Here is a 12,192-nt window from a genome sequence, read left to right as displayed (position 1 = left end):
CCAGCCTCCTATAGCCCTAACTCCTTTTTGATCTGTTCTTCTGGCCACCAGCTTCTTGGGCACTGCACGTAGCAGATTCCACATTTCACGCAGCGGTCACTGTTCAGTTCCGGCCTTCCATTGGTCATATCAAGGGCCCTTGTCTGGCAGGCCATTGCACATGTTCCGCATCCAATGCAGAGACCCTGGTTCACGACCTTTGTCTGAAGGTCGCATCCGCATGCTTCGGTGTAACCTGCAAGGTCCAGCATTGGCTGCAGGTAATCCATATCATTGTTGAGAAGTGCAACAACGGTCTTTGCTATTATTTCAGGTGATGGTGGGCATCCTGGCAGTGCAAGGTCCACATCTATGAGGTCGGCTATCGGTACAAAGGACTCGTGTGATGGCTGTGCCTGCTGGCCACCCCTTGAGTACCTTGTGAAGCAGCCTGTTGCTGCGCATGAACCGAATGCACAGACCAGTTTAGCCTTCTCCCTGAGTTCTTTGAGTTCGTGCAGGCTGTGTTCGTCCTGCAGACAGACGGAACCCTCCACAAGGGCCAGGTCCATCTCTGGCATCTCCCAGAGATCCACCAGGGTCTGTCCATATACTATGTCCACCATATTGGTGAGCAGTTCTGCGAGAATGTCGTAATTTTCAGTTAACGACATGGCGTCTCCGGTACATCCACTCAGGTGAATGTAACCTATTCTTGGTTTTGCATTTTCTTCAGCCACTTTTTCAACCTCCTCTTTTGAAGCTCCAACAGGTTCCGATTTTTCCTTTTCGGGTTCTTCCCTCTTAGCTTCAGCCTCCAATCCTAAAAATCTTTTGATTCGGGCGATTAAACTCATTTAGAAACCCCAATCTCCTCTAAGATCATCTGAATGGCCCTGGGAATAGCCTTCTTTACCGGGGGTGTGAGGCCCATTTCCACATTGGGAGCTGATATCTCCTCGGGTTTACACCCAATTACCACAACGTCAATTTTTTCACTGAGTTCATGGAGGGGCTGGCTCACTGGCCATGTGTGCATATTCTCATAGGATCCCTTTGGAATCTCAGTTACCTCGAATTTTCTGAGGGTTCCGGGTTCTGCATTGAATTCAACAACGTCCACAACTATCATCTTCTTCCACTGTTCATGTGGGAGTGAGAAGACAAAGTGTGGACCGCCAGTTCCAGCGTCTATGAACATTACATTTTCTGGTTTTTCCTTATCCCTGAAGTATTCTTCAAGGGCCTTGATAACCTCTGGGCCGAATCCATCGTCCTTGAAAAGGATGTTTCCACAGCCCACCACTAGAATCTCAGCGTCGTATGGCATGTTATTCCCTAGATTCTGACCATTTCGTTTTTAATCACTGATTTGTCCTCATCATCAACAACCATCACGTGTGTTGCGCATGAGAGACATGGGTCGTATGCACGTATAACATGTGGTCCGTATTCATGGTGGAATCCTTCGGTTGCGGGACCCATTGTTGGGATGTTCCAGGTTGTTGGGACAAGTGCGCTGTAGAACTGGATCTTGCCATTCTCAACCTTGGCCATGTGCACGTCAAGTCCCCTTGGACCCTCTATTGCACCTATACCCAGTTTACCTGTACCTCTCTCATCGAAGTCTGCCCTTACAGGTGCTGATGTGTCGAGTTCATCCAGTATTTCTATTGCCCTTGAGAGTGCGGTTTTCATCTCAAGTGCCCTTGCAACGTGCTGTGCCACAACACCTCTTTCCTTGAAGCCCTGGAATTCAACCATCCTTGCCCTTGGGCCGACCTCCACGTTTCTTCCATCGTAGAGTGGTATTGTTGAGCAGGCCCTCTTGGCTATTTCAGGGTCATCGTACCAGCTTTCTGGCATTACCTCGGTGAACCTGTCAAGGTCGAATTTTGTCCTGTCACCGTATAGCTGGTGGCTTGCGAGTGTGGGCTGGTTGTGGACACCAAGACCTTCTGGAAGGCCCTTGTCCTCGATGAGGCCAATCATGAGTTCAACGTGTTCATCAACCTTTGGTTTGAGCTGTTTGAGCCTTGCGTATAGCCTTTTTCTTGCAAGTTCTGTTATGTTGTCGGCCATTCCACCTATCCTCACATCTGATGGGTGGATACCCTCACCTGCAACCATGTCAACTACGTACTGTGCGTTTTTCCTTATCTCGGAGACTGAGTTTATGGCATCGGCCATCAGGTTTTCAGGCACGAAGTCGGGTGCTATGAGGAAGTGGTGGATTGCATGGCTGTTTACGTGGTGTGCGGCCAGTGTCAGTTCCCTGAGGAGTTTTCCTGCCTTTGGAACCTCAATGTCAAGGGAGTCGTCTATTGCCTCAACGGAAGCCAGTGTGTGAGGTATGGGACACACTCCGCATATCCTCTGGACAATGACTGGAGCTGTTTCAGGTGCTTTACCTGTCACTATTTTCTCAAGGCCCCTGACAGGAGTAATACTGAAGTATCGCCCCTTTGTCACGATTCCTTCATCATCGACTTCCATGACAAGTTCTGCATGTCCTTCTTGTCGTGATGTCGGCGATATAACAATCCTTTCGCTCAAATGTATCACCTCTTGTTTTTAAAGTTCAAAAAACCTTCAATATTATAACTATTTTTAAATGTTATAAGTTTTTCAATTATAAAAAAAGTGAAAACTATTTATATTATGTTGTAAGTGAATTATTATTAGTAGAAAATCTACTTTATAATATTAATTTTTCATTCAGTAATACTGAATATTTATTTATATATGTACCCACATAGTCCATATGTGCTGTCAAACACGCGAGAAGGTGAGTTGATGATAAACTCAAAGATCCTAGCATCAGTGGCAATAGTCCTGATAATTGGAGCTGTTGCAGCAGGTTATCAGGTGAGTCAGAATTCCGAAACACTGTGGAAGTTCACCAACCCCCAGGGCGGTCAGAGCCAGGGGCCACAGCAGGGTGAGTCAAGCGTCCACAGTGAATCCCCCTCAACCACATCATCTCAGGGTGGCAGTGGTTCAGGTTCAGGTGGGGCTTCAGATATGAATGTGAAGATCTCATCTTCAGAGGCCAAGAGCATCGCGCAGAAGTACATAAAACAGGAGGGTGCCACTGCAGGGACCCCAAGGCTTGTCACGTTAAACGGTAAAAGGGTTTACATTGTGCCCGTAGAGATTAACGGCCAGGCCGTTGGGGAGATCTACATTGACCCCATCACAGGCGAAAACCTTGGAGGGGCTGGTGGTGCGCCATGATGATAAAAACAGAAACCGAATGCTGTACAATTTATGCGGAGGATGTTGAGGATGCCGTTGTCCTTGAGGGCTCCCCTGGTGTGGGATTAATAGGTAACATCCTGGGATGGTTACTTGTTGAGGACCTCAAAATGAAGGAGATAGGGTACATTGACTCCAAGTACTTCCCTCCACTTGCGGTTCTCTACAAGGGGGTCGCAATACACCCCTTCAGGATATATGAGGGGGATGGGATAGTGCTCTTCCTATCGGATTTCATCCTTCCGCCTGCAGTGGTCTATGACATGACAAACGCAATTGTGGACTGGATGACCCGCAACAACAGCAGGGAACTCATAACCTTCAACAGCATGGTTGTCCGTGAAAAGTCACAGCCGGTTGCAGGTGCAGGTAACAGTCAGGAGGTCATCCAGAGACTCGCAGATCTCGGAATACCCATAGTCCCCTTCGGTAACCTCAACGGTATTTCAGGGACACTGCTTACAAGGTGCGCTGTTAAGGATATACCTGCCTCATGCCTCTTTGCAGAGATACTCAACCCCTACCCCGATCCCAGGGCCGCTGCAAGTGTTGTTGAGGTTCTAAACGAGATGCTGGGTACAAATGTTAACCCCGAGCCACTCCTACAGGAGGCCCAGGCCATCGAGTCACGCCTCAAGAAGCTCGCAGAGACCGTTCAGGGGGAGGCAGAAACACCCATATACATGTAAAAGTTTATATATGAAGAGATCCAATATCTTTTTACTCTTTTGGTAGGGCCCGTAGCCTAGCCAGGATAGGGCGTCGGACTTCTAATCCGAAGGTCCCGGGTTCAAATCCCGGCGGGTCCGCTAAAAACAGGTGAGTACGGAGGGGCCCGTAGCCTAGCCAGGATAGGGCATCAGACTCCTAATCTGAAGGTCCCGGGTTCAAATCCCGGCGGGTCCGCTCACATTTTCTATTCTGATTTTAAGGGTTGACTTATAAAGGTAGCTTTTAAATAAAAAGTCATTTTCCGTTGATTATAAATTTACCTGAAGTATGCGTCAAGTGTCTCGGCAGGGAACCTTATCTCACCATATTTACCCCCGCCACCTGGTATCACGGTGAGTGAACCCTCCCTGAAGGCCTCAACTGCCACCGCAACACCGGCATCGATCCTTCCAATATCCTCAATGGGGGCGCTAAGAAGAACATCGATCTCTGTCCCGAACTCCCCCACAAGGCCCTCCCAGATGCCCTGCACGAACTTTGTTGTGACACCCTTACCATACTTCATCCCTATTATCTCTGCAAGGGGCATGATATGGACATACGGCGGCCTGTGTGGTGGATGGTGTGGCTCATCCCAGGTTGAAAGTTCATAGATCCTGTAGTCAACCCCCTTCTTGATCCTGCCTCCGCAGGGGCATTTCATCTTCATCTGAAGTGCCTCTTCAGGGCTGTAAATTCTGTAGCACCTTGTACAGGCAGTCATATGGTACTTTCCAAGGCGGGGGTCCAGGCCATAGTTTGCCCTGATCCTGCACTTTCTGATTGACCTTTTGAGGGATGTGAAGGATACGTCATCCATTTCAAGCTGGTTGAATTCCCTCCCAAGCCTGTGGGGCCAGGGTGAATGGGCATCTGAATTCGTTAGGAAGGGTATGTCTGCAAGTTCAGATATCTTATCTGCCATTTCAGTGTCCGCAGAGAGTCCCAGTTCAAGGAAATCCGGCCTTTTTCCGTAGCAGTCCATGTAGCTGTCATATGATTTGTACATGCTGGTCCAGGGGGTGAAGGCATGTGCAGGACCAGCGATACCATCGTATTCATGTACCATTTCAAGTATCTGGGCCCCGTTCATCCGCACCCTGGGCCTTCCATCTGAGCTGCTGGTTGAGGGCATCCTCTCCCCCATCTCCTCTGCAGCCTCCAGGGATGGGAGTATTATGAGGTGGTGAATCCTCCTTGAGTCCTCAACCTCCGCGGTTATTATGAAGCTGCACTCATCCCGCGCATACACACCATCCCCTGCGTATTCAGTGGATTCCTCAATGATTTTTCTCCAGCCGGGGTGGAATGCGTCCCCTGTTCCCACGATATGGAGGCCCTTGAGTTTTGCCTGGGGCGCTATTGTCTCAATGACCATGTTACGGGATGTTGCCCTTGAAAAACAGCTGTGTATATGTAGATCGGCATTTAAAATCATTTAATCAGCCAGAAAAAATAATTGAGAATCATCCTATGTAACGGAGGTCCTCCTCGCCGGGCTTGAGATTCATCCTGTCAATCATCTCCTGCTCCATCTGCTGGGCCCTGGAGATCATCTTCCGTGTCTCCTCTGCACGCTCCTCGAGTTTCTCAAGGTCAACCTGGAGCTTTGTCATCTCAAGGAGCACCTCAAGAAGCGCCCTTGCAGCCTCCGCATCTATGAAGTAGCCTGGTGTTTCACCCATGAGGCAAACTCCACGCATACCCCTCATCCTTCCCATTCCAAGGAGCAGTCCCGATGCACCTATTATACCTCCATCGGCAGAGCGAAGGATAACATCATGCTCTTTAAGGCTCTCAGCAAGTTCCATATCCGTGGCCGCACCGTAAACCCTTGCCTTATCAACAGGCTGGCCGGTTGCAAGTCCCCCAAGGGTGTATATTCTTTCAACACCGTAGCCCTCAACAAAGTCGAGTATCATACCGCAGATCTCATACTGGCCCTCAGGTGAAAGGCCCTGGGTGTTTCCAACAAGTATTATATAATCCCTTTTATCCTCACCAGCCTCCCTGAGGTAGTAAAACTCGTTCTTCATGGGTTCAACTATGCCATTCTCATCTACCAGAACCTGTGGTGGGAATGATGGAGAGTAGAGTTCAGCGAACCTGACCGCCTGGAGTTCATCAATTATATGGTCAGCGGCGAGTTTCCCGACATGCCCTATCCCTGGAAGCGCCTCAATGAAAACCGGGCTGGAAAGTTCAACATCCTCCAGAATGTTTATGGTTGTTTCCCTCATTTTATTCACCACTACTTCTCAAGTAAAACCTCTCTTTTGAGTCTTCTCCGGTATTCGCCATACCTGTCCTCAGGGGAAAATTTTGGGGGATAAACAACCCCTGTTGATCCGCCGCAGCGGGGGCATACATCCCTAAGGGTGTACTCCATGCATGAACGGCATCTTCTCATCTTCATGTCAGTTCACGGAGGAATTCTCCCTCTCCACCCTCTTTTTCCACTATATCTATGCACCTCTGGGCCGCTTCCTTGAGCTGTTTCTCGGCCTTGAGGTAATCTGTTGATTTCACTATCAGCCTGTACCTGGGGGCCCCGACGGCCTGGACGGTTATGCCCTCATCCTGGGCGGATTTAAGGGCCTTCCTGATTATTTCAACACCGTTGGGTGCATAGGACTTTATATCAACATATCCTGTGATCTGAACCTCGGGGGGTGTTATGTTACGTTTGGCCACCTCTGTTATGGCAGCGGCCCAGTCCTCTGGGACTCCCTCCTCCAGAAGTGCCTTTTCACCCTCCTCTGCAGCGGTTTCAAATGCACCGTAGAGGTCGCCGAATATGTCCATGAGTTCGTATCCGACCTCCTCATAGGCTGTGTCAAGGTCCTTTCCCAGGTCCTTTGCTGCCAGTTCAAGGAACTTTTCAGCCTTCTGCTCTATCTTCCAGGCCTGGATCTTCTTTGTACGCTGGTCCTCCCTTATCCTCTTCATGGAAACATCCACGTGCCCCTTCCTGGGGTTCACACGGAGGACCCTGGCGACTATCTTCTGGTTTTCCCTTACGAAGTCCCTTATATTCTTAACCCATCCAGAGGATACCTCGGATATGTGAATGAAAGCCTCCTTCCCTGGATATTCCTCCAGGGTTGCGAAGGCGCCGTAGTTGAGGACCTTGTGAACGGTCCCAACCACCAGTTCACCCTCTTCAGGCCATTCATTTTTTCTTCTTACCATGAAAAACACCTAGATTAATCCAGGACCTCTAGAATCTGGGCTTTGATCTTTGATTTTCCTCCTGTTGGCTCAACAAGTGTTTTACCGCAGATTATACACTGGACGTATGAGGCTGCCCTGTCAAAGACCACCTGCTGGTTTCCACAGTCCATGCATTTAACCCGGAGAAAATTACCTTTCGTATTGTAGAACATCACACATATCACCCCTAGGCTACAAATTCAACTCTTCCAGCCCTGAAGGACCTTTTCTTGATGTGTGATTTTCCACATTCCTTGCATTTGAGCCTGAGGTCAAGTTTCTTGACGGGTTTGTTACCTGAGGGGAGTGGACGTGGGTAACCCCTGTAACCGGCTGTTACACGTCTGAACTGCCTCTGACCCCATTTGAGTTCACTTGCCTTTCTTCTCTTTGATTCAAGTACCTCGTGAACTGTGTGCTTTCTACAGTTTGGACAGTAAGTTCTTCTTTCCTTGGGAATCTTCATATCTAATCACCTCTTAAGTGAAAAAGTAAGCCTTTAAAATAACTGGAACTTTTTTTATACTGGGTTAGTATATCTCAAATCTCTATTTATACCTTTGTATGGAACCTTTCAGACAGACAGAAATGTGCCAGGAGAATGGTATTTATGAGTACCTTATCCTCCTGCCCTTCCTTGCATTTATAAACACATCTGCATTGAGCGATGGGAGTGTAACAATGTCCTGCGGTCGAAATGGGCCGTAAATTTTTTCATCGACCCCCATTATTCTTGCAGGCACCTCCTCAAATATCAGCACAGTCTCAATGTCCCCTCCCTTATCATCCAGTCCATTGGCCCTGGTTTCAGGTTCCCGGTGGCTGGAATTTTTTTCCTTCCGCTTCTGGATAATTTCAGGTTCTACACGGGGTTCCTTCTCTTTATCAAGTTCTATCGAAGGAATTATTTTCTCCCTGAATTCCCTCAGGGTCTCTATAAGTGAAAAGTAGAGTTCCTCCTCCTCGGGGGTCATGTTGAGGGGGGTTGTATCCTGGAGGTCAAACTGGGGTTTCCCGTTGAACAGGTGGTATGACCTCTGGACGTTCATCACTGCACTGTCTGTTATCTTGTGCTCCCTTCTCTCGCAGATCTCGGTGGCTATCCTCTGGGTGTCCCTTATAAGGTAGTGTTCCTTTGCAAAGGGGTCGTTTCCAACCGCCTCGAGGAGATCCTCAAGGTAGCTGTGGACCCTCTCATAGAAGTCATCACCAACCCTTGCAAGACCGCTTTCAGTTCTCTCCTTTTTCTGAATCCTCCTCAGTTTCTGAAAGAATTCGTCCAACCCCATTCCTCACCAGCAGTTATTCCTCTGCCTCGATTCTTGGAGCAAGGAGGAAGCTCAGCTCTCCCTCATTGCTGGCCATCTTTAGTGTTAGTTTAAGGGGCATGTCATCTCCAAGGTTGATGATTGCTGTCTCACTGAACTTATCGGCCTTGAGCATCTCCTTTATCTTGTCAAGTGAGTAAACACTCCTTGCAGGTTTACTTATTTTTTCACCATGGAGATATTCTATCTCGGCGTCTCCGAATTCTCCCTCGGCAGATGCCATGAAGCGATCCTCATCAACACGGAATGTTATCTTATCGGAGAATATGTCTATATCTGCTATTGAGTCCTTGAGGAGCTGGAATGGCACCTCAAATTCGTTCTCATACTGGATTTCAGGAGGACTTGGGGTTTCATATTCAATGTCAATCAGCCTTATCTTGAAGGTCCTTACGGCCTCTCCCTCAAACTGGACTATAAGGTTCCCCTCATCGGTTGAGAGTATAACCCTGTCGTTTGCCTTGGCCCTCTTGAGGACCTTCATGAGTTCCTCTGTATCCACGTTTATCTTCTCTGGTTCATCGCAGACGTATTCATCGAAGAGTTCAGATTTCAGTTCAAGGTGCACGTATGTGATGTGGGACCTGTCAAGGGCGTCGAGACGCAGGCCTTCGGCACTGATCTGTATCTGAACCTCATCAACGATGGATGATATGGCATCGAAGCTCGTCCTTAAAATGTTAGGATCATTCAATTCTGCCTTGAACATTTTCGTCCTCCTTATCCTATATAGCTAGATATTGGGGTCATTCTTTATATACTATTCTTCCTCTTTTTCCTCTTCCCCTGTTTCAGCACTCTTAACCTGTTTATAGAACCTTTCAAGGGGGGTCCTGCCTACGATGCTCTGTACCATCGAGGCACCCAGCAGCAGGAGACCTGTGAGTATGAGGAATGCTGCAATGACCGTGTTCTCACCTGAGACAACATTATCCACAACCCTCTCTGATGAACCGATAATTGCGATTATTCCTGCGATTATAAGGACCGCTCCAAGGGCCATTGCTGAGTACCTGACTATTTCATCCCGGTACCTTATTATCAGTGTCACCGGGAATCCATGATCAGATTCATCCTTCTGGATTTCTTCCCTTATCCTCGATATGAAACCCTTCAGGGAATTGAGTTCCCCTGATTTCTCCTTGCTTTCAGTTCCGGAATCCTTGGTTCCGGTTTTTTCGGTGCTCATCGTGAACCGTCCTCAATCTTCAGAATCTAAAGCAGAGCACTTCATGCCTCAATCGTATTCCCTCCAGGTGTACTTGCAGCGGGTGCACCTGAAGAACCTTGTTTCAGATTCATCAGCCCTTCTTGTCTGCTGCAGCCACCAGAATGCCTCCATGTTACCGCATTTTGGGCATTCCACCCTTGTTGTTGGTAGTGTGCTCACATCATCTCCTGTGAATATGACGTTGTCCTTTGATTCAACTTCCTCTGAAAAGTTGTATTTGTCCTTGAGTTTATCTGTGATATCCTTTTCATAGCCACACTGACAGCTGAATTTTCCCTTCGCAGGAAACATTACAGCTCCGCACCTGGGACAGAACTCCATTTTCTTCCTCCTGATAAGAGAAACTAAATTTTTTGATTTTTAAAATTTTTCTGCAATGACACTTATAATTTTTTTGATTTAATTTACTCCATTCTGGTTTCTAATGGATTTTATGAAGTCATCAAGTATCCGTGAATGGTCAAATGCAAGGTTATCATAGGGTATATCATCAATATGGAATACCCTGGCTTCGGCAGCATCGGATCCTCCAACAGGTCTTCCTGAAGCAGCTGCGGTGAAGCAGATGCTTACGGTGTGCCCCCTGGGATCCCTTGAGGGGTCCGAGTATACGCCAAGAAGTCCCTCCAGTTCCACCTCAAGTCCTGTCTCCTCAAGGGCCTCCCTCCTTGCGGCTTCCTCCACTGTTTCCCCGTATTCAACGAATCCTCCTGGAATGGCCCATGAACCCTCATATGGGGGTTTTCCCCTTCTTACAAGTACCAGGGTGTCCTCTGATAACCTTATTATCACATCAACTGTGAGCAGTGGTGCCCTCATATCAATACCTCATGCGCTGCCCCTTGACTCGCCAAGTTTAACCCCTGATGCAATGATATGTGCCGCCCGGAGGGGCTCGGGAATGGAACTTCTGGTCGTTGAGAGCCTCACAATCTCAGCTGCATCCTCCGGGTCTATACCGGCAGTCTGTATGTAGACCACATCGGTGGATTCTACCCTGTGGATCTCCCCGGCGTCCTCTATCATCTGCCACCTCTTCTCCCAGTCAGGGAATCTGTGCTTCAGGGCTCTCCTTATCCTCTCAAGGTCAGGGTATTTGCGTACAACCACTATGACAGGGAGTCCGGTTCTTGAGGATATCTCATTTATATCCGCCACGTTGAAGCCGCCGAAGGTAAGGCCATCCAGCATTATAACCCTCAGCTGGTTGAGGTGCCTTGAGCCATTCACCATTTCAACTATCTTCTCTGTGGCATCATCCCCATCCACCCTTATCTTCGTTGTGAGGACCCCATCAAGCCATTGCCCTCCCCTGAAGACTGTGCCCACCAGGAGCACGTGCTCGTCACTTCTTGGTGTGAATGGGGCATCATCTATCCCGAGAATCCTTATCTCAGATTTTATCTGCCTGAAATTACGGTTCTCCATAAAAATAGTTAGGCTGACTCTATGAGTGACCTGAACTCATCGCATCTCTCAATTAGAGTCCCTGCTGCCTTAATGAGTGATTTCTTGGGGCTCCTTGCCCTTATGTAAAGCTGTGGTTCCCCCACTATTGGGTGGTCGATGGAGTAGGCCGCGGCCTTAACGGTTTCATCCTCCATCAGTATGCTCCTCAGTACATTGCAGAGGGTGTGTGTTTCGCCCTCGAACACTATCTCCATTTCATATCTCTTGTTAAGAATGAATTCCATTTTTCATTACCCCTTAACCTTCATAATTCGCTGATAGTTTCCTTTTTTCCCTGTTTTCACAGTTGGGACACCTCACCTCGTCCCTGCCGTTAATCTCCATGAAGTGCCTGCACCTTGTGCACATGGCCTTTATGACACCCAGGTCACGGGAGGATGTCTGGAGGTCTATACCATCAAGGCCCATAACCTTTGTAACCCTTGCCTCCACTATATCCCCTATCCGGAAGGCCTCTGTGAGTTTAGAGAGGTAGCCCTTCTTTGCCTGTGAGACATGGACGCCCCCAACAAAGTAGGTTGCAAGGGCCCTCCTGTTACCCTTGATGCTGTGTATCCTCACAAGGGCTCTCTGGCCCCTCACATCTATTACCTCTCCAATGACCCTTGAGCCTGTCCTGAGGACGGGTGGTGTGCTGAACTTTGAGATTACCTTTATGCTCTTATTCCTATCATCCCTTGCCACCTCTCCAACAACAAGGGACTTTATTTCTCCATCGTCGTCGTAGGTCCCCTCTGAGGGGAGCACCTCTTCACTTACAGCTAAAAAGTCTCCGGGAAAAACGATGTCCCCAGATTTAACTTTCATCCATTCACCTCTTGAAGGTAAAAACAATACCTCATAGTTACAGTGGGTTATGATTACTTTCTGATTATATATATGCTTTTTGTATGATAAGTTGAGGATCGATCGTTACTCACAGCGTATGGCTGTAAGATGTTAACATGGTTTCTGCAGGATTATCCGTCTGCTTCTCAGTGAACCACCGATCCCAGGTAAGAT

Annotated in this window: 19 protein-coding genes and 2 tRNA genes; 4 read left to right on the top strand and 17 right to left on the bottom strand. The window is 48.2% G+C overall.

Going from position 1 to position 12,192, the window contains the following annotated elements; translation table 11 throughout:
- Positions 1-8: 8 nt before the first annotated feature.
- Genes frhG through frhA form a run of 3 tightly spaced genes read right to left on the bottom strand, consistent with a single transcriptional unit; the run spans position 9 to position 2,535 of the window.
- Positions 9-836: a coenzyme F420 hydrogenase subunit gamma gene (gene frhG, locus QFX39_RS04060; RefSeq protein ID WP_237779205.1), complete on the bottom strand. Its 828-nt coding sequence runs from the start codon at positions 834-836 to the stop codon at positions 9-11.
- Positions 833-1,309: a coenzyme F420-reducing hydrogenase, FrhD protein gene (gene frhD / locus QFX39_RS04055; RefSeq protein WP_300477702.1), complete on the bottom strand. Its 477-nt coding sequence runs from the start codon at positions 1,307-1,309 to the stop codon at positions 833-835. Before frhD ends, frhG begins: the two co-directional genes overlap by 4 nt.
- An 8-nt stretch (positions 1,310-1,317) precedes the next feature.
- On the bottom strand, positions 1,318-2,535 hold the full coding sequence (gene frhA, locus QFX39_RS04050) for a coenzyme F420 hydrogenase subunit alpha (RefSeq protein ID WP_300477700.1): 1,218 nt from the start codon (positions 2,533-2,535) through the stop codon (positions 1,318-1,320).
- Positions 2,536-2,775: 240 nt separating this feature from the next.
- Here frhA and QFX39_RS04045 point away from each other — a divergent pair, with 240 nt between their 5' ends.
- From QFX39_RS04045 to QFX39_RS04030, 4 genes are all read left to right on the top strand, one after another.
- Positions 2,776-3,216: a PepSY domain-containing protein gene (locus QFX39_RS04045; protein WP_300477699.1), complete on the top strand. Its 441-nt coding sequence runs from the start codon at positions 2,776-2,778 to the stop codon at positions 3,214-3,216.
- Positions 3,216-3,926, top strand: coding sequence for a proteasome assembly chaperone family protein (locus tag QFX39_RS04040; protein WP_300477697.1), 711 nt, complete (start codon positions 3,216-3,218; stop codon positions 3,924-3,926). Before QFX39_RS04045 ends, QFX39_RS04040 begins: the two co-directional genes overlap by 1 nt.
- 45 nt (positions 3,927-3,971) lie before the next feature.
- A tRNA-Arg gene (locus QFX39_RS04035) sits at positions 3,972-4,046 on the top strand.
- Between the two features lie 22 nt (positions 4,047-4,068).
- Positions 4,069-4,143, top strand: a tRNA-Arg gene (locus tag QFX39_RS04030).
- A gap of 82 nt (positions 4,144-4,225) precedes the next feature.
- On the opposite strand, the gene QFX39_RS04025 is transcribed toward QFX39_RS04030, so the two are convergent.
- The 14 genes from QFX39_RS04025 to QFX39_RS03960 form a co-directional block, all read right to left on the bottom strand.
- The gene (locus QFX39_RS04025) at positions 4,226-5,386 is read right to left on the bottom strand and encodes a TIGR00375 family protein (protein WP_300477696.1); all 1,161 of its coding nucleotides are present in this window, start codon (positions 5,384-5,386) and stop codon (positions 4,226-4,228) included.
- A gap of 28 nt (positions 5,387-5,414) precedes the next feature.
- Positions 5,415-6,188: a proteasome assembly chaperone family protein gene (locus QFX39_RS04020; RefSeq protein WP_147671372.1), complete on the bottom strand. Its 774-nt coding sequence runs from the start codon at positions 6,186-6,188 to the stop codon at positions 5,415-5,417.
- 11 nt (positions 6,189-6,199) lie between these two features.
- Positions 6,200-6,364: an RNA-protein complex protein Nop10 gene (locus QFX39_RS04015; RefSeq protein ID WP_013296472.1), complete on the bottom strand. Its 165-nt coding sequence runs from the start codon at positions 6,362-6,364 to the stop codon at positions 6,200-6,202.
- Positions 6,361-7,140, bottom strand: coding sequence for a translation initiation factor IF-2 subunit alpha (locus tag QFX39_RS04010; protein ID WP_300477693.1), 780 nt, complete (start codon positions 7,138-7,140; stop codon positions 6,361-6,363). The genes QFX39_RS04015 and QFX39_RS04010 overlap by 4 nt, the downstream gene beginning before the upstream one ends.
- A gap of 14 nt (positions 7,141-7,154) precedes the next feature.
- Complete coding sequence (locus tag QFX39_RS04005; protein WP_013296474.1) at positions 7,155-7,334, bottom strand: 30S ribosomal protein S27e; 180 nt, start codon at positions 7,332-7,334, stop codon at positions 7,155-7,157.
- Between the two features lie 14 nt (positions 7,335-7,348).
- Positions 7,349-7,627: a 50S ribosomal protein L44e gene (locus QFX39_RS04000; RefSeq protein ID WP_013296475.1), complete on the bottom strand. Its 279-nt coding sequence runs from the start codon at positions 7,625-7,627 to the stop codon at positions 7,349-7,351.
- 142 nt (positions 7,628-7,769) lie between these two features.
- Positions 7,770-8,444, bottom strand: coding sequence for a DNA replication complex GINS family protein (locus tag QFX39_RS03995; protein ID WP_300477691.1), 675 nt, complete (start codon positions 8,442-8,444; stop codon positions 7,770-7,772).
- Between the two features lie 19 nt (positions 8,445-8,463).
- Complete coding sequence (gene pcn, locus QFX39_RS03990; protein ID WP_147671369.1) at positions 8,464-9,198, bottom strand: proliferating cell nuclear antigen (pcna); 735 nt, start codon at positions 9,196-9,198, stop codon at positions 8,464-8,466.
- Positions 9,199-9,249: 51 nt separating this feature from the next.
- Positions 9,250-9,678: a hypothetical protein gene (locus QFX39_RS03985; protein WP_300477689.1), complete on the bottom strand. Its 429-nt coding sequence runs from the start codon at positions 9,676-9,678 to the stop codon at positions 9,250-9,252.
- 48 nt (positions 9,679-9,726) lie between these two features.
- Positions 9,727-10,041 carry a transcription factor S gene (locus QFX39_RS03980; protein WP_147671368.1) on the bottom strand — a complete coding sequence of 105 codons (315 nt, stop codon included), beginning with the start codon at positions 10,039-10,041 and terminating at the stop codon, positions 9,727-9,729.
- Between the two features lie 78 nt (positions 10,042-10,119).
- Positions 10,120-10,539, bottom strand: coding sequence for an NUDIX hydrolase (locus tag QFX39_RS03975; protein WP_300477686.1), 420 nt, complete (start codon positions 10,537-10,539; stop codon positions 10,120-10,122).
- 9 nt (positions 10,540-10,548) lie between these two features.
- On the bottom strand, positions 10,549-11,148 hold the full coding sequence (locus tag QFX39_RS03970; RefSeq protein ID WP_300477685.1) for a DUF99 family protein: 600 nt from the start codon (positions 11,146-11,148) through the stop codon (positions 10,549-10,551).
- 8 nt (positions 11,149-11,156) lie between these two features.
- On the bottom strand, positions 11,157-11,414 hold the full coding sequence (locus QFX39_RS03965) for a DNA-directed RNA polymerase subunit L (protein WP_300477684.1): 258 nt from the start codon (positions 11,412-11,414) through the stop codon (positions 11,157-11,159).
- A 13-nt stretch (positions 11,415-11,427) separates the two neighbouring features.
- On the bottom strand, positions 11,428-11,997 hold the full coding sequence (locus QFX39_RS03960; protein WP_300477683.1) for an exosome complex RNA-binding protein Csl4: 570 nt from the start codon (positions 11,995-11,997) through the stop codon (positions 11,428-11,430).
- Between the last annotated feature and the right edge of the window lie 195 nt (positions 11,998-12,192).

The organism is Methanothermobacter sp., assembly GCF_030055425.1.
GTDB lineage: Archaea > Methanobacteriota > Methanobacteria > Methanobacteriales > Methanothermobacteraceae > Methanothermobacter.
The sequence above is the reverse complement of the archived record's forward strand: the minus strand, read 5'-3'. Positions and strand labels throughout refer to the sequence as shown.